Here is a 19,683-nt window from a genome sequence, read left to right on the forward strand (position 1 = left end):
GCCGGATCTCTGCCGACGGGGGGCGTGGTGGGAACGATCGGTGCGGTGTGTGCGGTGGTGGGGCTGTTCTGCGCGGGGCTGCTGCGGTGGCTGCCGCTCCGGGGCCGGGCGGAGGGTCTGCCGGCGGCGGGTGTGGCCGCGGTGCGCGGCGGGCCGAAGGCGGCGCTGGCGGTGGTCGTCGTCGAACTGCACCTCGCGGGGGTGCTGGACGTCGACCGCTTCGGGCGGCTGAAGCGGGTGGTGCACGGGAGCCCGGGGACGGACGGGACGCCGCTGCACCGGGCCGCGCGGTCGGTCTTCGGCCGGGCCCTGTCCCGCAGCGACGCGGTGGTGGCCCCGGCGGTGCGGCGCGCGTGCGAGGAGGTCCGTGTCGACCTGGTGGCACGGGGTCTGCGGTGCGGCCGGGTGCGGCTGGCGGCGGCGGGTCTCACGGCGCTCGCCGCCGCAGTCGTGGCCCAGGTCGCCGCCGCGCAGGGGGCCGCGTCGGCAGGGGTGCCGGTGGCCGTGCTCGCGCTGGGCGTGCTGTTCGCACCGGTGCGCACCCTCGCCGGGCGGCGCCTGCTGCGGGAGCTGCGCCGCGGCCACCCCGTGCCGGGGGCGGACAGTACCCGCCCGGGACCCGAGGAGGCCGGTCTGCTGGCCGCGCTGTACGGCCGCCGGGCCCTGCGCCGTCTGCTGCCGGACTTCGCGGCAGCGGCCGGGCTGCTCGGCGGCCGTGCGGCCCGGGAGACCGTCGCCCGCAGCGGCGGCGGCCCGTACGAGGGGTCGGACGCCGTCATCTGACCTGCCGGCCCCCCGGGGGGGCAGGGCGGCGCGATGGGGGCGGTCAGGCCTTGGCGTCGGCGGAGGATTCGGCCCGCTGCTTGGCGACCAGCCGGTGGCGCAGAGCCGCGGCGGCGGGGTCGGCGTCGACCTCGCGCCAGCGGCGGCGGTCGAAGCCCGGCGTGTCGGCCCACTCCTCGGCGGCTTCCACCAGGGACTGCCAGCTCTGGCGGAGGCTGTTCAGGTGGTCCGTGCGGTGCCGGTCGTCGGGGGTCTCGATCAGACGCCCGAGCATCACCTCGGCGCGGGCGGTCGCGGTGCGCACCAGACTGGACAGCGCCCGCGCGGCGCGCTGTTCCGCGCTGCCGAACGCGCTGTCCCCCTCCATGGGGCGGATCTGCTCGCGGAGGAAGGCGTGGATGGCCCGGACATCGGCCGGGGTGAGGTCCACCGCGTAGTGCAGCGGCTCGGTGGGCGGGGTACTGGTGTCGGCCACGGGTTCTCCCTCGGTCGCGGGAAGGCGGTCGGACGTGTCGGCACGCCGACTTGATCGCCTCGGACAGGGCATGTCTACCGGATCCGACGGGATGCGACGGGTGTTTCGGTGAGACCTGTCCGCCGGGTCGGCGGCGGGTCGGCGGGGTCGGGAACCGACGCGGCCCACTCGGCCATGCTCTCGAGCACGGGACCCAGGCTCTCGCCCAGCGGCGTGAGGCGGTACTCCACGCGTGGAGGGATCTCGGCGTAGGCGGTCCGGGTGACGAGGCCGTAGGTCTCGAACTGGCGCAGACGGCTGGTGAGGGTGTGCGGGCTGATCCGGGGGAGCGCCGCGCGCAGCTCGGTGAAGCGGTGCGGGCCGTGCAGCAGCTCGCGCACGATGAGCGTGGCCCAGGGCCCTTCGAGCAGGGTGAGGAACCGGGCTACGCCGCATTCGGGAAGAGGATTCGTCGACACAGTCTTCACTGTAGGCCAATAGTGCAGTTGAAGTAACTGGTGCACTGTATGCACTAATGGATTCATGACCTATGTGATCCACGGCGCCACCGGCGCCCAAGGCACCCCCGTCGCAGCCGCCCTCGCCGCCGTCGGCGCCTCCGTCACCGCCCTGACCCGCAACGCCGACGCGGTCGTCGCGGGCGCTCGGGTGCGGGCGGTCGACCTCGGCGCCACCGACGCACTCGCCGACGCCTACCGCGGTGCGGACGGCGTCTTCGTCCACCTCCCCATCGGCGGGCCGGAGGACCGGCTGCGCCACGCCCACAGCATCGTTGCCGCCCTGAACGCAGCCCGCCCGGGCCGGGTGGTGTTCTCCACGAGCGGCGGCGTGCCCGTGGAGTCCGCCGACCGGGCGGTCGCGGCCGTCGTCGACGGGCTGGAGCAGAGCGGCCTCTCCCACGCGGTGATCGCACCGCGCCTGTTCCTGGAGAACCTCCTCCTGCCGCCCGTCGTCACCGGGGCCCGCGAACAGGGCCTGTTGCGCTACCCGCTGCCCGCCGGCCACCCGGTGTCGTGGGCCTCGCACCTGGACGTCGCCGACGCCGCGGTCGCACTGTTCGGCCGACCGGACGTCACCGGCCTGGTCGAGGTCGGCCTGCACCCCGCGGTCACCGGCCCCGAACTCGCCGAGGCGTTCGCCGCCCGCCTGGGCCACGCCGTCACCTACGAACCGCTCACCCCGGCGGCGTTCGGTGACCTGCTCGCCCCTCTCCTCGGCGCCGACGCCGCCGGCGGCGTGGCGGGACTCTACGACTTCCTCGGCACCCTCCCGGACAGTGCGATCGCCCCCGACCGCTCCGCCCGGACGGTGCTCGGCCTGCCCCCCCGCACCCCCCTCCAGTGGCTGACGGACGCGGTCCGATAGGTCCTGTCCGGCCAGCCGGGACAGGAGCTCGGCCGCCTGTCCCTCTGCCGCGGCAGTCCACCGGGAACTGCCCGAGCCACTGGCGCTGAACACCGTCCATCGCCGCACGAGGTCCGGGCTGGGCTGAACGCGGTGACGCTCGCGGACCTCCCGCTCCCGAGGACGCGGCCCAGGACCGCGCCGCTCCACGATCCACAGCCGCTCCCGATCCGCAGCCGCGCCACGCCCGGCTGCGGGCGTGGCGCGGCTGCGGATCGGGACGGCGGTGCCGTGAGCCGTCGGGGACGTACTCGTCGGGGAGGCGGTCGGGGCGTCAGAAGGGCAGGACGCGGCGGAGGAAGGCGTCGTTCCAGAAGTTGCCGTCACCGTCGACCAGGGTGCCGTCGTCGGCGGTGAACAGGACGGAGGTGCCCAGGCCGCCGACGACCGGGTCGTAGGAGCCGCCGGTGGACTGGGAGCCGTCGGCGGCCACGCTGACCCGCTCGGTGCGGCCTGTCCACAGGTCGTGCCGGAACACGTCGGTGGCGTGGTTGGTGTCGCCCCCCTCGGCGGTCGGCCGAGTACGAGCCAACCGCCGGGCGGGGCCCGGGTCAATGCCCCGGACACCACCTTGATGAGAACCCGCCAACCCTGGTACTGCCGAAGGACTCCGATGTGTGACAGTCGGTCAGTACTGCTGGCCGAGGGGATCGAGTGGACCGTCCCGGGGCGCCATCCGCTCTCCGGTACCAAGCGCGGGGTGGCCGAGGTGCGGGCCTTCTTCGACCAGCTGGGCAAGTCCGGCTTCAAGGCGGAGCCGATCTTCTTCGGCGTCAACGACGAGTACGTGGTGGACATTCACCGGGGCTGGACCACCGAGGGGACCGGGAAGGTCGACACCACCTGGGCGCTGGTCTGGCACTTCGACGCGGCGGGCAAGGTCGACCGGGTGGTGAACCTCTCCGGTGACCAGCACCAGATGGACGCGTTCGTCTGGGAGAACTACGCGCTCGCCCCGATTCCGGACCGCCTGGCCTGATCCGGCGTACGGGCCGCGCGCCGCCGTCCTCCGACTGCCTCCTCCTCCCGCGCGGCCCGTTGACCGCCGCCGGGTCCGCCGGGTCCGCCGCCGCGCCGTCGCCGGAGCTCCGGCAGTTCACCGAGCGCGTCCTGCGGATTGGACGCGTGACCCCGGGGAACGGCTCAGGAGGGCGGGTGGGGCAGGCCGGTGAGGAACTCGGCCAGTGTGCGGACGCCGAAGCCGGTGGCGCCGGGGACCCATTCGCCGTCCGTCCCCTCGGAGAGAGCGGTGCCCTGGATGTCGAGGTGGGCCCAGGGGATGCCGGGCGGGACGAACTCGCGGAGGAAGTGTCCGGCGAGCAGGGCGGTGCCGTGGCGGGTGCCGAGGGTGTAGTTGACCAGGTCCGCGATCCGGGAACGGAGCTGGGGCCGGTACACGTCGGGGAGCGGCAGCGGCCAGAGCGGCTCACCGGCCCGGGCGCCGGCGGCGCGCAGGCGGTTCACCAGGGCGTCGTCGGTGCCCATCAGCGCGGCGACCCTGCGGCCCAGCGCGACGGCGGCGGCGTCGGTGAGGGTGGCGATGTCGATGATCGCCCGCGGTCCCGTCTCGCCGGCGAGGACCAGGGCGTCGGCCATGATCAGCCGTCCCTCGGCGTCCGCGTGGCAGATCTCGACGGTGGTGCCGTTGCGCATCACCAGTACGTCGCCGACGCGGATCGGGTCGGCGTTGGGCATGTTCTCGGTCAGCGGCAGCCAGGCGTCCACCGCGACGCGGCAGTCCAGTGCGCCCAGGACGGACATCGCGCCGAGGACGGCGGCAGCCCCTGCCATGTCGGCCTTCATCCCGGCCAGGTGGGCGTTGGGCTTCAGGGACAGACCGCCGGCGTCGAAGGTGACGCCCTTGCCGACCAGCGCGATCCGCCCTGTCCGTTCGGTGCGTTCGGTGCGTTCGGTGCGTTCGGTCCCTGCGGTGCGGTTCTGCGGGTGGTAGGAAAGTTTGACCAGGCGCGGTGGTACCAGGGAGCCGCGGCTGACCCCGAGCAGTCCGCCGAGCCGCTCGTCGGCGATCCGACGGCCGTCCCAGACCTCGCACTCGAGCCCGGTCGCCGCGGCGACCGCTGCCGCGTGGTCGGCGAACGCCGGCGGGGTGAGAGCCTCGCCCGGTTCGTTGACCAGGTCCCGTGCCAGGAGGACGGCCTCTGCCAGCCGGCGGCCCTCGAACAGGGCGCGGGCGGTGTCCGGTGTCTCGGCGGTGAGGAGCTCGACGAGTTGGTCGGGCGGTGCGTCCGCGTCGCTGCGGTAGCGGGTGAACCGGTACCCGCCGAGCAGGTAGCCCTCGACCAGTGCGCGCAGGTCCGGACCCGGTGGGTGGACGGCCAGCCGCCGGTAGGAGCGGACGGCGCGGGCCAGTCCGGCCGCGGCGGCCCGGATCGCGTCCCGGTCCGTCCGGGCCCGCGGCCCGACGCCGAGCAGCACGGTCACGGGAGTGCCGGGCAGCTGCAGCACCTCGCCCACCCCGCCGCCGAATCCGGTCCCGGCGAGGAACGCGGGGGACAGGCCGGGGGGCGGCTCGCCGGCCCAGACCGGCCGCACGACGGCCTCGGTACCGGGACCGGGACCGGGGTCGCTACCGGGGCCGGGACGCAGCGACCACGTGACGCTCACCCGTTCACCCGCGCGCCTGCCGGGCGGCGCGCCGGGCCGCTCCCCAGGACTCCAGGTCGGCGAGGTACTCGCGGGCCAGCGTGCCCATGCCGTCGCCTGCGGGATCGGCCACGCCACCGAGCTCACCGCCCTCGCCACCGGACGTGCTGACGCCCGCGTCACCGGACTCTCCGCCGCCCGCGGCGACGGCCGCCCAGCCGCGCGCCGCGGAGATCGCGTACGGGTCCAGCCTGAGCGCCTGGAGGTAGCAGTCCTCGGCCAGGACCGGCAGGCCGGCCCGCCGGAAGCACTCGGCCGCGGACGCGTACCCGAACGCGGTGGAGACCGGGCCGAGCCGGGCGGTCCGCAGGAAGCTGTCGGCCGCCTCCCGGGGGCGCTCGCGCCGCAGCAGGCCCTCCGCCACCTCGATGTGCGTCTTGGGCTCGTACGGGTCCAGCGCGAGCGCCTCCGCGACCAGGAGGTCGCCGCGTTCGTCCTCGCCGAACGCGTAGCACTCCTTGGAGCGGCTCTCCACGCAGGCCCGCAGGTTCTCCCGCTTGAGGAACTCCTGGTACGCCCCCTCGGCGGGCAGCGCCCGGGCCAGCTCCTCGGCGCGGTCCATGTCGCGTGCCAGCCGCTCCCGGTCCCCGGCCATGAACGGGACGAAGCTGACGCTGCGGTAGAACCGGCTCTCCAGCATGGCCTTCTCGAACGCGGTGCGGTCCGGGTCCGCCAGCAGCTCCTCCAGCGCCCGGGCGCCGGTCTCGCGCCAGCGCGTCGCCTCCTCCAGGGAGCGCGTCTCGCGGGCGTGGAACACCACCGCCACCACGGCGATGACGAAGCGCAGGTGCGTCGGGCAGGCGGGGTGTTCCGCGATGGCGAAGGAGGTCTCCGGCGCGGCCACCGCACCGCCGACCGAGGACACGTAACGCACCAGGTCGCGCCAGTGGTGCAGCCGCAGTTCGGCGGGGGTCCGGAGCCGGTCCGCCGGGACGGCCGGGACCAGTCGCAGGACCTGTTCGATGAAACCGAGCCGGTACAGCACCATGGCGATCTGCTGCTGGCGTTCGGCGTCACAGTTGTCGAAGTCGTCGAGCCACGCGCACAGTCGGTTCCAGCGGGGTGTGCGCAGGTGCTCGGGCAGATCGGCGGGGTGGTCGACCGCGAACTCGGTCAGCCCGGATTCGCGGATCAGGTTGCGCCGGAACGCCGGCGGCATCAGGCGCTGCCAGTTGACGTCGTCCCGCGCGGCACCGGGCCCGGTCCCGTTCCCGGTCCCCTGCTCGGCCTCGTGACCGGTCCCGTGTTCGCTCTCGCCTTCGGTCCCGCGTTCGGCGAACTCGTAGGCCAGGCTGGGAAGCCGGGCGTAGAGGCCGGGAGACTCGGACTCGCCCAGGTTGAAGTACGCGGCGTACATCCGGTAGTGCCAGGTGTTGGCGTAGGGGCGCTCCCGGTCCCGGGAGGCGGCCCGCTCGGTCAGCGCGGCCAGGGGCAGGTCGCCGTCGTCGCGGCAGGCGGCCAGCAGCGCGTCCCGGGTGGAGGCGGCGCGCGGGGCGGCCCGGAAGGCCCGTTCGTTCAGCACCCGGGCGAACTCGCCGTGTCCGAGGGCGCGGGCGCGCTCGGCGGCCCGCAGCAGGGCGAAGGCGGTGCCGAACGGGCCGAGCCGTGCGGCGTGGAGGTAGCCGGCCAGGGCCTGCTCGTGCTCGCCGGCGCGCTCGTGGGCCTGCGCCGCCTGCATCCGGATCTTCACGTCCCACGGATCGAGGGCCAGGCCCTCCTCGACGGCGGCGCGTTCGGCCTCGGCGTCGCCGGCCCGCACCACGATCTCCAGGTGCCGGTCGAGCAGCCGTCGACGGGTCTCCAGCAGGACCAGTTCGTCGTCCCGGTCGGGTGCGGCCAGCTCGGCGACGCCCGCCCGGACGTCGGCCAGCAGCGCCCGGGCACCGCCGAAGTCCCGCTGCCGCTCGGCGTACATCACCTCGCGCAGCGCCAGCCGGGCGGTCAGGACGGTGTGGGTGAAGGGGGTGAGCTCGCCCGCGATCTCCTTGAGCAGCTCCCGGGCGCGGCCGAGGAAGAACGGCGCGGCGGAGTCGTCGCCGGCGTGTCGGGCGAGCAGGTAGCCCCAGGCGGCCACCGCCTGGACGTGGGCGACGGTGGGTGCGGGGTGCTCGGTCAGTACCCGGTAGGCCGCGGTGGCACGCTCGGAGAGGCCCTCGGAGCCGAACAGGGTGGCCGCGCGGGCGGCCTGGAGACCGGCCGTCACCTGGTCCCGGCAGGCTTCCGGGTCGAGGTCCTCCGGGACGACCCGCAGCACCGCGGCGGGGAGGCAGACCGCGACCAGCCAGTGCGCGAGCCCGGCCCGGTCCACCCGGTCCAGCTCCGCGTGCCGCCGGTAGGCCGCAGCCATCCGCCGCCAGGCGGGCGAGGCCAGCTCGTCGGGCAGGTCCGTCGGCAGCTCCGCCCGGTAGGCGTTCAGCCGGGACTCCTGCACCAGCAGCCGGCGGTAGCTCGCGGGCATCGTCATGCCGAACCGCAGAGCGCCCGGGGAGGGGTTCTCGAAACGCCGGGCGGCCAGGATCGCGGACCGTGCCTGGACGGCGGTGGCCGGCGACTCCGCGCCGTCGAAGTACGGGCGGTGCACCTCGAAAGTGAGCCAACTCGGCGCGTTGACCCCGACGATTCCGTGACTGAATTCCCAACGGTTCACGCGGTAAATTCCTCTGCTCCTCGGGCGGGGGTTCCGGGCGATCGGCAACATGCCCCGCGATGCAATCCGGTGTGCCGGAATTGGCATCGCGGGGCATGTGTGGATCACCGGGGATCAGACGCCGCCGTCGTCGATCAGGCAGGTCCAGCAGTCGGCCGCACCAGTGCTGATCTCGACCTCGTCCTCCAGGGACTCCCAGGTCTCGTACGTCATTCCACAACCCCTCTCTTTTCACGGGCCGGTCCGGATATCCGGTCCGGCGAAGCGGGCGATCGATATTCTTCGGGAACCGGAACAGCACCGTCAAGACTTGTGCAGGGCAAGCTCCCCAAGGATCTCCGCCACTTCTTCGTCGGTGGTCCAGAAATGCGGGGAAACCCGGACCAGGCCGTCCGGAACGGAAACGTGTATTCCGGCCGACGCCAGCCTGCGGACGAGTTCCGCCCCTTCCGTCCGGCGGCCGGTGAAGCACACCAGGCCCGAGTGCCCGGCGCCGTCCGGGGGGAGCGCCAGGTCGTAGCCGAGTTCCGTGATGCCGGTGCGCAGCCGGTCGGCCAGGGCACGCACCCGCGCGGCGACCGCGGCGATGCCGGTCTCCTCCAGCTCGGCCAGCGCGGCGGCGAGCCCCGCCATGCCGACCAGGTCGTACATGCCGCCCTCGACCCGGGCGGCCCCGGCGCGTTCGGGCAGGTCGTAGCGCAGGTGCCCCGGTCCCTTGGTCACCTCCGCGGCGCCCTCGTGGCCGAACCAGCCGGTGGGCGTGGTGCGCAGCAGCTCCAGCCGGTCGGCGCGGCAGTAGAACGTCCCTGTGCCCGGCGGGCCGCACAGCCACTTGTGCGCGCCCGCGGCCAGGAAGTCCACCGGGGTGTCGGCCACCGACAGGGGCAGCGCGCCGAGGCTCTGCACGGCGTCCACGCACACCAGCGCGCCGACCTCGGCGGCCAGGGCACAGATCCGGTCGAGGTCGCAGCGGAAGCCGGTGGCGAAGTTGACGTGGCTCACCGCCACCAGACGGGTGGCCGGGCCGAGGGCGGCCGCCACGTCCTCGATCCGGTGGCCGCCGTCCCGCATCGGTACCCAGACCGGCTCGACGCCGTGGCGGCGCAGGCGCAGCCACGGCCGGACGTTGGCCGGGAAGTCCCGCTCGAACAGCACCACCTGGTCGCCCGGGCGCCAGTCGAGTCCGTCGGCCACCAGGTGGATGCCGGTCGAGGTGTTGGGGACGAGGGCGACCTCCTCGGGCGTGCAGCCGAGCAGCCGGGCGACGGAGCGTCGGGCGGCCGCGCGGTCGCCGAAGAGCCGGCCGACGCCGGCGCTGCCGTACGGGAGGACCTCCTCGACGGCGGTGCGCATCGCCGTGACGGCCGGGGGCCGGAGCCGGCCGAGCCCGGCGTAGTCGAGGTAGGCCCCACCGGTGGTGGCGCCGTCCGCTCGGAGGCGCCCGCTCACGAGAGCGCCCCGGCGGAGCGCAGGGCCCGGGCCGACGTGACCGCCGCCCACCCGGCCACCAGCAGCGGCACGCCGTGCAGCAGCAGGACCCACGGCGCCACCCAGGCCGGCCGCAGCACCAGGCTGGTGACGAGCAGTCCGGACATGAAGCCCGCGTTGACGGTGATCTGGGACAGCCCGAACGCCCCGCCCCTGCGTGCGTCGGGCAGTCGCTGGAGGGACTGCTTGTAGGTGATCTCGCTCAGCGCGTCGCCCACACCGGCCGTCGCCGCCGCCAGCAGCCGGGGCCACCAGCCGTCGAGCCAGAAGACACCGATGAAGCCCAGCGACATCACGATCGTGGCCAGGCAGAACACCGGGCCCGGTGCGCGCTCGACGACGCGCGCGGCCAGCGGCCGCAGCACGAAGCCGGTCACCAGCAGCCCGGCCGCCCAACTGCCCCACACCGCGCCGGAGACCACGGCGGGCTGGCTCGGGTGCAGCTCGGTGCCGAGCAGCGGCAGTCCGACGTGCTGGGAGGAACTGCCGAAGGCGTCCAGCCCGCGCAGGACGACCAGTCCGGCCAGGCCGGAGGTGACCAGTAGGGTCCAGGCGCCGGTGCGGTCCCGGGCCCGGGCGGCCCGGTCGCCCGGCTCGCGCATCCGCAGGCGCAGGGCGAGCAGGACCGTCGCCGAGAGCGCGTAGCTGGCCGCGTCCAGGGCGAACACCCAGCGGTACCCGGCCAGGGGGACCAGGACCGTGGCGAGGCCCATGCCCACCATGAAGGCCACGCCCCTGAGCCCGGCCAGCGCGCTGTTCACCGACGGGGTGCGCGGTCCGGCCATGACCGGCGTGGCGGCGGACAGCGTCGCCTCGAAGACCGACCGCCCGGTGCCGATCACCATCACCGCCGGGTACAGCCACCAGGTCTGCGCGCCCGTGGGCAGGGCTGCCAGCAGCGCCAGGGTGAGCGCCCGGGCGAGGTCGGCGCCGATCATCATCCAGCGGCGGTCCCAGCGGTCCCCGTAGCGGTGGCCCAGCCGCCCGCCCGCGATCGCGCCGGCGTACAGCGCCACGCTGACCAGGCCCGTGTGCAGGGTCGAGCGGCTGTGTTCCCAGACGAAGACGGACAGGCAGATGAAGTCGAGGGCGTAGCCGACGTCCGAGACCGTCTTGGCGGTCAGCAGGACGGCCAGCTGACGGCGACTCGCCGAGGCCGCCCGCCCAGCCGTTCCGGTGCCGGCGACCACGGCGCTCATGGGCTCAACTCCCTTGGTGTGTGGAAGCTGTCATGATTCCCTCACTGATTCCCCACGTGCAAGAGGTCCGACGGCACCGGCCTCCGCATCCAGGGTCGCGCCCGGGGGACCCCTCCTGGCCCCTCCTGGCCCCGCACGGGCCCGGGCGCCGGGGCATCAGCACCGGGCGCCGAACACTCCGGCCTCGGCTCCGGTGCACGGCGCGGTGGGTCGGGCGGTCACGGCGTCGGCGGGCCCGCCGGCTTGGCGCGCTGCGGGTGGAGCGTCTCGTGCCGGGCCAGCATCGCCACGAACTCGGCGATCTTCCGGGTGCGCGTCTCGGCCCGCTTGACGGCGTTGACCCGGTTGATGAGGGCGAAGCGGTTGGTCCTGGTGAGCACCTCGAACATCGCCTGCGCGGCCGGGACCGCGTCGATCGCGGCGCGCAGGTCGGCCGGCACCTCCGCTTCCGACGACGGCGCGTAGGCCGCCGTCCACCGCCCGTCGGCCTTCGCGGCGTCCACCGCGGCACGGCCGGCGGGCAGCATCAGGCCGGCCGCCTCCAACCGGGCCACGTTGTCGACGTTGCGCCGGGACCAGACGCTGCGGGGCCGGCGCGGGGTGAGCCGCCTCCAGGAAGTCTCCTCGTCGCGCTTGCGGGCCTGGCCGTCGATCCAGCCGAAGCACAGCGCCTCGTCGACCGCCTGCTGCCAGGTCAGCGTGGTGACGGAGCCGCCCTTCCTGGTCAGGGCGAGCCACACGCCGGGGGAGGCGGTGTGGTTCTCCAGCAGCCACGCGCGCAGCGCCGCGCCGTCAGCGACGATCAGCTCATCCAGCTCGGTTCCGGTCACCACCACAGGTTAGTGCCGCAACCCGGTGCCGCGACCGGCCGGCTCCGGCTGTTCCGGGACCGGGTAGTACGCCCGCCAGGTCGGTCCGGTCCGTGCGTGGGTCGACGGCCTCACGGGCGGAGCACCCGTCCTTCTGGCCGGCTGTCAGGTGCTGACCTGGATCTCCACCCGGTGCCTGATGTAGTTGTCCGGGTGCGCCCGGGCGAGGGCCGTCGCGGTCTCCACCAGGTGGTGCAGCTCCGGTGGGTAGGCCGATGTGCGCAGCGGGAGGCCGGGGAGGATGCAGCGTCGTACGTCGAGGTCCTCGTTGGTGACGAACTCCCGCAGGGCGGCCTGGTTCCATTCGCGTACCAGGACGGTGCGGTCGGTGGCCCCGTCCAGTTCCAGGGCGCCGGGGTGCTCCGCCGAGGCCCCGTCGGGTTCGAGGTGGAACGCGGTCCAGTACCAGGCCCGGGCTGCCCCGGCGCGCTGGGCGTCGGTCCCGCCGACCAGGCGCTCGAGCAGGCCGGCGCGCACCCGCCGGTAGCCGTAGGCGTTCAGGGCGGGCTCGACGAACCACCGGTTGAAGCTCGGGTTCGGGTCCTGCACGGCAGCCTCCAGCAGGACCTCGAAGGACGCCTCGGAGAGCACCAGCCCACGCTCCTCGGCCGTGCGCAGTGCCCGTCGGACGGCGTGGACCCAGCTCCGGGTGTCGCCGTCGGCCGGCTCGGGCACCGGCTCCAGCCCGGGGATCCGGGACACCTCGGCCAGGCACCGGTGGAACGTCGAGGTGTCGTCGCCGAACCGCTCCGGCAGCGCCGCGAAGGTCTGCGCGACGCCGGACGCGCCCTTGTCGGCCTGATCGTCCCGCTCCGAGGTCACGTCGTCCTCCCCGTCCCCGTGGCCGACCCATTGGCCGGCGACGGGGAGCCTATCCGATGCACGGTTCCGCCGGGGCTTCGGCGGAGGAGTACGGCACGTTCGGAGGGTCTGTCGCAATCAGTGCGATCAGGGGCCTGATTTGCCCGGTAGGCGTGGGCGAGGCCTCGTTGGCTGATCAGCTAGCGTGGACCGTCATTGGAGGCGGTCGGGGGCATCGTGGGTGCAGGCGAGATGTACGGAACACACGCAGAACCTCTCGCGAGAGTATTGGAGGCGGTTGGCGACTCGGCGATGTTGCTCTCGTACGAGGAGGACAGGGCGTTCGCTGCGCTGAGCTTGGGCCGCTTCCCGTCCGTGGGGTCGAGTCGGCTGGACTGGGACGGGGCGGAGGTGATCGAGCGGTGCGAGGCATTCGACAGCGGGCAGCTGAACAGGATGGTGCGTGCGTACGCCGGGGCCGGCGAACTCGCGGTGGTGTTCTGGTCCAATCTGGCGGTGCCAGCGGTCGCAATGGAGGCCGCGCTGGTGGCGGAGCATGCGGACGAGGTGTTGGAGGTCTCGCCCGAGTGCTGGATCTATCTCACCGACAGCAAGCTGCTGGTCGAGTTCCAGGACGGCAAGGGCCTGACGGTGGGCCAGGTGCCGAACTGACGCCACTGAACGTCGGGGTGGTCGGGTCATGAGAAGTATCCGCTTGCGGAGGAGATCGAGGCGCGCGCGGGTCAAGGGGAAAGCGGGGCCCGGTCCTGAGGGGCGGCGGTCTCGGGGAAGGCGCGGCCCAGCAGGGTGTGCAGGGTGTCGCGCTCGTCGGGTGCGAGGTGTTCGAGCGCGGTGAGGCCGGACATCAGCTCGGCCCGGATGCCGAGGACGGTGCGCTCGCCCTGTTCGGTCAGCACGATGTTCTTGATCCGGCGGTCGGCCGGGTCGGTCTCCCGGCGGACGAGGTGTTGGGCCGCGAGCCGGTCGACGATGCCGGTGACGTTGGAGGCGTCGCAGGCCAGCAGGTCGGCGAGGGCGCGCATGGGCCGGGGGCGGACCAGCAGGCTGAGCGTCTTGCCCTGCATCAGGGTGAGCCCGTGCTCGGCGGCCACCGCCGCGAAGTGCCGGTAGTAGGACGCTGCCACCCGCGCGAGCCGGTCCATCAGCTCTTCGGGGGAGGGCGCTGGTGCGGGCCGGGGCGTCTGGGGCATGGGTTCAGCATAGGGAGATCGGTTGACATCCTCAACCATTGAGGTCTACCGTCAAAATTGCTTGAAGACATCAACCATCCAGGTCTTCAAGCCCCTGGAAGGACCGCGTGACCCTCATGACGCACACCCCGCCCCCCGCTGCGGCAGACGTTCCCGCCCTGGTCGCCCACCTGCGCGCCACCTTCGACAGTGGCCGCACCAAGCCCCTCGCCCGGCGCCTGGACCGGCTCGCCGCCCTGCGTTCGATGCTCACCGAGCAGGCCGAGGTGTTCCAGCGGGCGCTGGCCGCCGACCTCGGCAAGAGCGCGGCACAGGCGTACCGCACGGAGATCGGGTTCACGCTGAACGAGCTCGACCACACCGTCGCGCACCTGGAGGAGTGGCTCCGGCCGAAGCCCGCCGAGGTCCCCGGGTTCTTCCGGCCCGCCTCGGCCCGCGTGGTCCGCGATCCGCTCGGCGTGGTCCTGGTCGTCGCACCCTGGAACTACCCGCTGCAGCTCGCGCTGGTCCCGCTGCTGGGAGCCCTGGCGGCCGGCAACACGGTGGTCGTCAAGCCCAGCGAGCTCGCCCCCGCCACGTCCGCCGCGATGGCCCGGTTGCTGCCGCGCTACCTCGGCCCGGACACGGTGGCCGTGGTCGAGGGCGCCGTCCCCGAGACCACCGCCCTGCTGGAGCAGCGGTTCGACCACATCTTCTACACCGGCAACGGCGCGGTCGGCCGGATCGTGATGGCCGCGGCCGCCCGCCACCTTACCCCGGTCACCCTGGAACTCGGCGGCAAGAGCCCGGTCGTGGTCGAGCCCGGCGCCGACCTGGCGGTCACGGCGAACCGGATCGCCCAGGGCAAGTTCCTCAACGCCGGCCAGACCTGTGTGGCCCCCGACTACGTCCTCGCCATCGGCGAGAGCGCCACCGCACTGGAGCGGCACCTCGCCGACGCCGTGCGCGAGCTGCTCGGCGACGACCCGGCCGCCGCGCCCGAGTACGGGCGGATCGTCAACGACCGCCACTTCGACCGGCTGACCGCGCTGCTGGACGACGGGAGGGTCGTCACCGGCGGCGGTCACGACCGCGGTGAGCGCTACCTCGCCCCGACCGTCCTCGCGGACGTCTCCCCGGACGCGCCGGTGATGCGCGCTGAGATCTTCGGACCGATCCTGCCGATCGTCGCCGTGCCCGACCTCGACGCGGCGATCGCCTTCATCAACGAGCGTGACAAGCCGCTCGCCCTCTACGCCTTCACCGAGTCCGAGCGGACCAAGCGCCGGCTCACCGAGGAGACCTCCTCCGGCGCGCTCTCCTTCGGCCTGCCGGTCTCCCACCTCGCCATGCCCGACCTGCCCTTCGGCGGCGTGGGGGAGAGCGGCATGGGCCGCTACCACGGCGAGTACTCCATCGACACGTTCAGCCACGCCAAGGCCGTCGTCGACAAGCCACTCACCTGAGCCGAGCGGCGCCGCCGTCCGAGCCGACCGACACCCCGGAGAACGAACCCGTGACCACCCCCATCGACCGTGCCACCCCCATCGACCACGCCGCCGCGGTCGCCGCCGAGACCGCGCGCTTCGTCGCCACCGTCCGCGCCGCCGACCCGGCCGCCCCGGTGCCCACCTGCCCCGGTTGGACGCTGTCCGACCTGGTGCGCCACACCGGCAGCGTGCAGCGCTGGTTCACTGTCCTGCTGCGGCAGAGACTCCAGGAGCCGCCGCGCAGCAGGGACGTCGAGCTGCACCTGCCGCCGACGTCGGACGGCTACCCCGCCTGGCTGGCCGAGGCCGCGGCGCGGGCCGGAGCGGAATTCGCCTCGGTCGATCCCGACGCGCCGATGTGGGCCTGGGGCGCCGATCAGCACGCCCGCTTCTGGGTGCGCCGGATGCTGTTCGAGACCTTGGTGCACCGCGTCGACGCCGAGCTCGCCCTGGGCCTGGACCCCGACATCGACCCGGTGCTGGCCGCCGACGGCGTCTCGGAGTTCCTGACCAACCTGCCTTTCGCCGCCGGGTTCGCCCCCGCAACGGCCGCCCTCCGGGGCGCGGACCGGACCATCCGGTTCACCCGCACCGACGGCGACGGGGACTGGCTGGTCCGGCTGCGTCCAGACGGTTTCGGGCTCGACGGCTTCGGGCTCGACCGGCAGGCCGCAGCGGGCGCCGACGCGTCGGTCCGGGGCACCGCCGCGGACCTGCTGCTCCTCCTCTACGGCCGACTGGACCGGTCCGCCGACCGGTTCGAGGTGCGGGGGGACGACGAGCTGCTCGCGCACTGGACCGCCAACTCCGCCTTCTGAGCCGTCGGCCGGCCCGCCGGTGCTCCCGGCCGGCCCCACCCGTTCGACGCCATCGGCCACCGCCCGGACGCCACCGCCCGCCACGACGGTCCAGGTAAGGCCGGTCCGCAGCAGGCGGACGCCCGTGGTTGCACCTGCCCGTTGCGCCGTACCCCCGGCGCGGCCGCCATGGCTGTGGCGCCGAGGCATTCGCCCAGGTGGGCGGCGGTGCGGCCGACCGGCCGGCTCGCCCTATGCTGGCGCCATGACAGAGCTTCCCGGCTTCGCCGTCCTGCTGGCCCGCCTGCTGCACCACCAGGGTCAGGAGCCCGCCGAGTTCGCCCACCGGGCGGGGGCCGCCGAGGCCGAGGTGGTCGCGCTGCTGGACGGTGCCGCGCCGGACCAGGCGCTGCTGCGCCGCCTCGCCCCCGCGCTCGACCTGGACACCGCCGACCTGTTCGAGATCGCGGCCGTCCCGCTGCCGGAGGACCTCGCGCCGGCCGGCGGGATGGCCACCACCTCCATCGTCAGCGTGGTGCGGTTCGGCAAGGCGCTGCCGGCCGATCGGCGGGCCGAACTCCGCACGTTCGTCGCAGGTCTGCCGCCCGCCCGGGCGACCGGGCGGATCGAGGGCCTGCCCGCCTCGGCCCCAGCCCCCGACCCGCGGTCCGTCGGGAACCTGCTGGTGCGGATGGTCGCCACCCGCAACCTCGGCTGGACCGGGACGGCGAAGGTGTTCCACCTGCTCACCGGCCGCTACTGGATGTCCACCGCCTACGGGCGGATCGCCTCCGGGGAGGACCGGCCGACCCCGGATCTGCTCGTCGACTTCGCCACCGTGCTCGGCCTGCCCGCGTCCGTGCCGGCGGTGCTCCTCGGCGTGCCGCTGCCGCCGGACGCACCCCGGCCGGACGCGTCCGTGACGGACGCCGCCCTGCTGCTGCGCGGCCTTCGCCGGCTGGGCGTCGAGCAGCTGCGCGAGGCCGAGGACCTGGCGCGGGCCCTGCAACCGGGTTGATCCGCCGGGCCCCGCCGGTTCCGCACCCGGGGCGGCGGTCGGCGCGAGCGACGGTGCGAGGGCCGGGCCCGCGGGTGCGGGCGCGGTGGGCGCCAGCCGCGAGGTGGTCCAAGACGGCGCGCAGGCACGGTGCGAGGTCTGCCGGCCGTGTCGCGTCGTAGGTGTCGGGCGCGGGTGGCTGCGGCGGACCGGGTCGGGCGGGTTCAGGGCCGGCCGGCGGCTTCGAGGAGGCGGGGCGGGAGGTAGGGCGAGCGGACGCGGGTGACCCAGCCGCGGGTACGGCGGGCGTGGCAGGCGAGCGCGAGGACGTCGAGGCTGAGCGGTGCGCCCGGGTCGGTGCCGCGGTCGGCGACGCTGTGGTGGTCGCGGTGGGCTTCCAGGGCGTCGAGGAGGGCGAGGTCGAAGCCGGTCGCGTCGCCCCCGAGCAGCTGCGAGAGGAGGACGGCCGGGGCCGGGAGCCAGCCCTCCCGGATGCGCTCCGCCTCCTTCAGCGCCCGTTCGGCGGCCGGGAGCGGGTCGGCGCCGCGGAGGTGGTCGTGCAGGGCGGCGCGGTAGGAGGCGGACGGGGAGCGGTCCTCGGCGGCGATCGTGGGGCCGGCCAGGACCAGCGGTTCGAGGTCCTCGGGGGAGCCGGCGATCAGGGCGTAGGAGAGGGCGGTCTGCCAGAAGGCCGGGCCGAAGTCCCGGTCCCGGCGGGCGGGGAAGCGCAGGGCCCGGCCGTCGATCGTCGCCTCGGCCTCGGTGCCCGGCTCGGCGAGGGCGGTCCGGAACACGGCGGCCCCCAGCTGGGATCCGCGCCGCAGGGTGGCGATCACGGCGTCGGTGGCGTCGTCGCACTGCGAGGCGCGCGCCGCGAGGAGGTAGGTCTGGTAGCGCAGGGCGCCCGTGAGCTCCCGTGCGTCCAGCGCTTCGCCTTCCCCGGGCGTGACGGCCTCCTGGGTGCGCCGCTCGAACCGCGCCTCGCTCTCCGGGCTGTACGGGAGGGCCGGACCGGGCCGCTCGACGTGGACGGGCCCGGCGGCGAGCGCGGCCACGGCGTCGGGGCGGGGTTCGCGGCCGAAGGCGTGGACGCGCGGGCCGGCGGTCTCGAAACCGGTGACCAGGGCGTGCGGGAGGTAGTCGGTGTCGACCGCCGGAGCCCAGCCGTGGGTGCGGTACGCGAGGGCGGCGAGGGCTATCGGGACCAGCGGCAGGAGGCTCGCCGGGCCGGTGCCGTGCGGCCCGTCCTGGAGCAGGGCGAGCAGGGCGGCGTCGAAGGCCTCGCGGTCCCCTGCGCCGAGGGCGCGAAGGGCGCGCAGGCCGGGCTGCGGTTCGGCGACGGGGCCGGTGCCGTCGGCCGGGTCGACGTCGGCCGGGACGCCGTCGGCCTCGAAGACGTGGGCCAGGAGGCCGTCGACGAGTTCGAGGGTCGGCGTGGCCGGCCCGTCGGGCATCAGCTGCCGGGCCCAGCCGAAGGCCTCGCCGTGGACGGAGACCTGGTCGGCGACGATGGCGAGGCAGAAGGCGTCGAGCCAGTCCCGGGCGGTGACCCGGTGCCGGGGGTCGCGCTCCTGCCCGTGCTCGCGGTCGTAGCTCATACCGAAGTTCGGGTAGTCGAGGAAGACGTGGAAGCTGTCGACCGGGTAGTAGGCGGCGAAGGAGACGGCGCCGGCGGCCGCCGCGGCGGCGTCCTTGAGGACCGCCCTGGCCTCGGCGGAGTGCAGGTCGGGCCGGGTGGTGGAGAGGGCGCCGAGGTAGTCGAGCAAGGAGTCGGAGATCAGCTGCCACTCGGTGGTGGTCATCAGACCGGCACGGGAGTAGGAGTGGACCTGCCTCCCGATCCGGTTCACGAAGTCCTCGCGGGCCTTCGCCACCCGCGCCCCGTCCACCTGGTGACGTTCGATCCGCACAGTCCTGCTCCCTTGGTCATCGGCTGCCCCCAGCCTAGGCAGCGGGTCCGACACCGGGGCCTACGGGCGGCGGCCGGAGGGTGTCGGGGCGTCAGCGGGGTGCGGTTCACCGTCGCGCTCCCTCCCGGGCCGTGCGGCGCGGCGGCCCCGGTGCGGTGCACCACCGCCCTGCGGGCAACGCGTTCTCGGCATCGCCGGCGGACCGCCGCCGGGTCGGTTCAGGGCTCCCGGCCGCTTCCGCGGTCCGACCGGTCCCGGCTGTGCGAGCGGTGCCGCCGCAGGTACCGGACCAGCACGGCGAGGGCGACGACCGCGCCGATCGCGATCGCGGTGAACCGGCCGACCGTGCCCTCCACCCTGCTGTAGGCGGCTCCGGCGAAGTAGCCGAGCAGGGTGAAGCCGACGCCCCAGGCGACCCCGCCGAGGGCGTTGTAGAGCAGGAACCGGCGGTACGGCATCCGCGACATCCCGGCCAGCGAAGGCACCAGCGGGCGGAAGAAGGCGATGAACCGTCCGACGAGGACGGCGGCCGGCCCCCGCCGGCGGACCAGGTCCTGAGCCGTGCCGACCCGCTCGGCGTGGCGCCGCAACGGGCGGCTGCGCAGGATCGCCGGACCGAGGTGGCGGCCGATCTCGTAACCGGCGGAGTCGCCGAGGACCGCCGCGCAGACCACGACCACGACCATCCAGCCGAGGGAGACCCTGCCCTGGTGGGCGAGGAAGCCACCGAGTACCGCGGCGGTCTCGCCGGGGATGAAGAAACTGAAGAACAAGGCGTCCTCGGCGAGGACCATGCCACCGACGATCGCGTACACGACAGGACCGGACAAGCCGCGCAGCCAGTCGGTGATCGAGTGCATCGGCCCACACCCCATCGGCGATCGTGTCTCTTTCCACCCCCGCGCCGCAGGGCGAGGCGCGGGAGAGTCGCTGGGGAGGAAACACTACATTGGGGCGTTCTTCTGCCGC

At 74.3% G+C, this 19,683-nt stretch carries 19 protein-coding genes; 7 read left to right on the top strand and 12 right to left on the bottom strand.

Annotation, left to right across the window (positions count from 1 at the left end; translation table 11 throughout):
- Window positions 1–27: 27 nt before the first annotated feature.
- Window positions 28–783, top strand: coding sequence for a TIGR04222 domain-containing membrane protein (locus tag OG715_RS41685; protein WP_266271969.1), 756 nt, complete (start codon window positions 28–30; stop codon window positions 781–783).
- 43 nt (window positions 784–826) lie between these two features.
- Here OG715_RS41685 and OG715_RS41690 read toward each other — a convergent pair whose 3' ends face one another.
- Together OG715_RS41690 and OG715_RS41695 are read right to left on the bottom strand one after the other, a co-directional pair.
- Window positions 827–1,258: a hypothetical protein gene (locus tag OG715_RS41690; RefSeq protein WP_266271968.1), complete on the bottom strand. Its 432-nt coding sequence runs from the start codon at window positions 1,256–1,258 to the stop codon at window positions 827–829.
- 74 nt (window positions 1,259–1,332) lie between these two features.
- Window positions 1,333–1,716 (bottom strand): winged helix-turn-helix transcriptional regulator, encoded by a 384-nt coding sequence (locus tag OG715_RS41695; RefSeq protein ID WP_266271967.1) that lies wholly within the window; start codon window positions 1,714–1,716, stop codon window positions 1,333–1,335.
- Between the two features lie 64 nt (window positions 1,717–1,780).
- Here OG715_RS41695 and OG715_RS41700 point away from each other — a divergent pair, with 64 nt between their 5' ends.
- The gene (locus OG715_RS41700; protein ID WP_266271966.1) at window positions 1,781–2,623 is read left to right on the top strand and encodes an SDR family oxidoreductase; all 843 of its coding nucleotides are present in this window, start codon (window positions 1,781–1,783) and stop codon (window positions 2,621–2,623) included.
- Between the two features lie 313 nt (window positions 2,624–2,936).
- Here OG715_RS41700 and OG715_RS41705 read toward each other — a convergent pair whose 3' ends face one another.
- Window positions 2,937–3,194 (bottom strand): hypothetical protein, encoded by a 258-nt coding sequence (locus OG715_RS41705; RefSeq protein WP_266271965.1) that lies wholly within the window; start codon window positions 3,192–3,194, stop codon window positions 2,937–2,939.
- Window positions 3,195–3,275: 81 nt separating this feature from the next.
- Here OG715_RS41705 and OG715_RS41710 point away from each other — a divergent pair, with 81 nt between their 5' ends.
- On the top strand, window positions 3,276–3,641 hold the full coding sequence (locus tag OG715_RS41710) for a nuclear transport factor 2 family protein (RefSeq protein ID WP_266271964.1): 366 nt from the start codon (window positions 3,276–3,278) through the stop codon (window positions 3,639–3,641).
- Between the two features lie 164 nt (window positions 3,642–3,805).
- Here the strand turns inward: OG715_RS41710 and OG715_RS41715 are convergent, their stop codons facing one another.
- The 6 genes from OG715_RS41715 to OG715_RS41740 form a co-directional block, all read right to left on the bottom strand.
- A complete protein-coding gene (locus tag OG715_RS41715) occupies window positions 3,806–5,287 on the bottom strand; it encodes a leucyl aminopeptidase (RefSeq protein ID WP_266271963.1) in 1,482 nt (493 codons plus the stop codon).
- Window positions 5,288–5,291: 4 nt separating this feature from the next.
- Window positions 5,292–7,973, bottom strand: coding sequence for a hypothetical protein (locus OG715_RS41720; protein ID WP_266271962.1), 2,682 nt, complete (start codon window positions 7,971–7,973; stop codon window positions 5,292–5,294).
- Between the two features lie 303 nt (window positions 7,974–8,276).
- Window positions 8,277–9,422, bottom strand: a complete 1,146-nt coding sequence (locus OG715_RS41725) for an aminotransferase class V-fold PLP-dependent enzyme (protein ID WP_266271961.1) — start codon at window positions 9,420–9,422, stop codon at window positions 8,277–8,279.
- Entirely contained in the window at window positions 9,419–10,660 is a 1,242-nt protein-coding gene (locus tag OG715_RS41730; protein ID WP_266271960.1) for an MFS transporter, read from the bottom strand. Before OG715_RS41730 ends, OG715_RS41725 begins: the two co-directional genes overlap by 4 nt.
- Before the next feature lie 218 nt (window positions 10,661–10,878).
- Complete coding sequence (locus OG715_RS41735) at window positions 10,879–11,493, bottom strand: YdeI/OmpD-associated family protein (RefSeq protein WP_266271959.1); 615 nt, start codon at window positions 11,491–11,493, stop codon at window positions 10,879–10,881.
- A 141-nt stretch (window positions 11,494–11,634) separates the two neighbouring features.
- Window positions 11,635–12,351, bottom strand: coding sequence for a hypothetical protein (locus OG715_RS41740; RefSeq protein ID WP_266271958.1), 717 nt, complete (start codon window positions 12,349–12,351; stop codon window positions 11,635–11,637).
- A gap of 231 nt (window positions 12,352–12,582) precedes the next feature.
- Here OG715_RS41740 and OG715_RS41745 point away from each other — a divergent pair, with 231 nt between their 5' ends.
- The gene (locus OG715_RS41745; RefSeq protein ID WP_438268140.1) at window positions 12,583–13,002 is read left to right on the top strand and encodes a CDI toxin immunity protein; all 420 of its coding nucleotides are present in this window, start codon (window positions 12,583–12,585) and stop codon (window positions 13,000–13,002) included.
- Window positions 13,003–13,073: 71 nt separating this feature from the next.
- Here the strand turns inward: OG715_RS41745 and OG715_RS41750 are convergent, their stop codons facing one another.
- A complete protein-coding gene (locus tag OG715_RS41750; protein ID WP_266271956.1) occupies window positions 13,074–13,541 on the bottom strand; it encodes a MarR family winged helix-turn-helix transcriptional regulator in 468 nt (155 codons plus the stop codon).
- A 116-nt stretch (window positions 13,542–13,657) separates the two neighbouring features.
- Between OG715_RS41750 and OG715_RS41755 the strand changes: the two genes are divergently transcribed.
- From OG715_RS41755 to OG715_RS41765, 3 genes are all read left to right on the top strand, one after another.
- A complete protein-coding gene (locus OG715_RS41755; RefSeq protein ID WP_266274526.1) occupies window positions 13,658–14,986 on the top strand; it encodes an aldehyde dehydrogenase family protein in 1,329 nt (442 codons plus the stop codon).
- A gap of 50 nt (window positions 14,987–15,036) precedes the next feature.
- Entirely contained in the window at window positions 15,037–15,828 is a 792-nt protein-coding gene (locus tag OG715_RS41760; RefSeq protein ID WP_266271955.1) for a maleylpyruvate isomerase family mycothiol-dependent enzyme, read from the top strand.
- Window positions 15,829–16,072: 244 nt separating this feature from the next.
- Window positions 16,073–16,825 (top strand): hypothetical protein, encoded by a 753-nt coding sequence (locus OG715_RS41765; RefSeq protein WP_266271954.1) that lies wholly within the window; start codon window positions 16,073–16,075, stop codon window positions 16,823–16,825.
- Window positions 16,826–17,028: 203 nt separating this feature from the next.
- Here OG715_RS41765 and OG715_RS41770 read toward each other — a convergent pair whose 3' ends face one another.
- A complete protein-coding gene (locus OG715_RS41770; RefSeq protein WP_266271953.1) occupies window positions 17,029–18,714 on the bottom strand; it encodes an immunity 49 family protein in 1,686 nt (561 codons plus the stop codon).
- A 218-nt stretch (window positions 18,715–18,932) separates the two neighbouring features.
- Entirely contained in the window at window positions 18,933–19,574 is a 642-nt protein-coding gene (locus OG715_RS41775; protein WP_266271952.1) for a DedA family protein, read from the bottom strand.
- Between the last annotated feature and the right edge of the window lie 109 nt (window positions 19,575–19,683).

It is taken from the genome of Kitasatospora purpeofusca (assembly GCF_036010405.1).
Taxonomy (GTDB): Bacteria; Actinomycetota; Actinomycetes; order Streptomycetales; family Streptomycetaceae; genus Kitasatospora; species Kitasatospora purpeofusca.

Excerpts from the sequence above, each read along its gene's own strand:
- OG715_RS41700 (WP_266271966.1), top strand. The coding sequence starts at position 1,781 with ATGACCTATGTGATCCACGGCGCCACCGGCGCCCAAGGCACCCCCGTC.
- OG715_RS41710 (WP_266271964.1), top strand. The coding sequence starts at position 3,276 with ATGTGTGACAGTCGGTCAGTACTGCTGGCCGAGGGGATCGAGTGGACC.
- OG715_RS41730 (WP_266271960.1), bottom strand. The coding sequence starts at position 10,660 with ATGAGCGCCGTGGTCGCCGGCACCGGAACGGCTGGGCGGGCGGCCTCG.
- OG715_RS41745 (WP_438268140.1), top strand. The coding sequence starts at position 12,583 with ATGTACGGAACACACGCAGAACCTCTCGCGAGAGTATTGGAGGCGGTT.
- OG715_RS41750 (WP_266271956.1), bottom strand. The coding sequence starts at position 13,541 with ATGCCCCAGACGCCCCGGCCCGCACCAGCGCCCTCCCCCGAAGAGCTG.
- OG715_RS41755 (WP_266274526.1), top strand. The coding sequence starts at position 13,658 with ATGACGCACACCCCGCCCCCCGCTGCGGCAGACGTTCCCGCCCTGGTC.
- OG715_RS41765 (WP_266271954.1), top strand. The coding sequence starts at position 16,073 with ATGACAGAGCTTCCCGGCTTCGCCGTCCTGCTGGCCCGCCTGCTGCAC.
- OG715_RS41775 (WP_266271952.1), bottom strand. The coding sequence starts at position 19,574 with ATGCACTCGATCACCGACTGGCTGCGCGGCTTGTCCGGTCCTGTCGTG.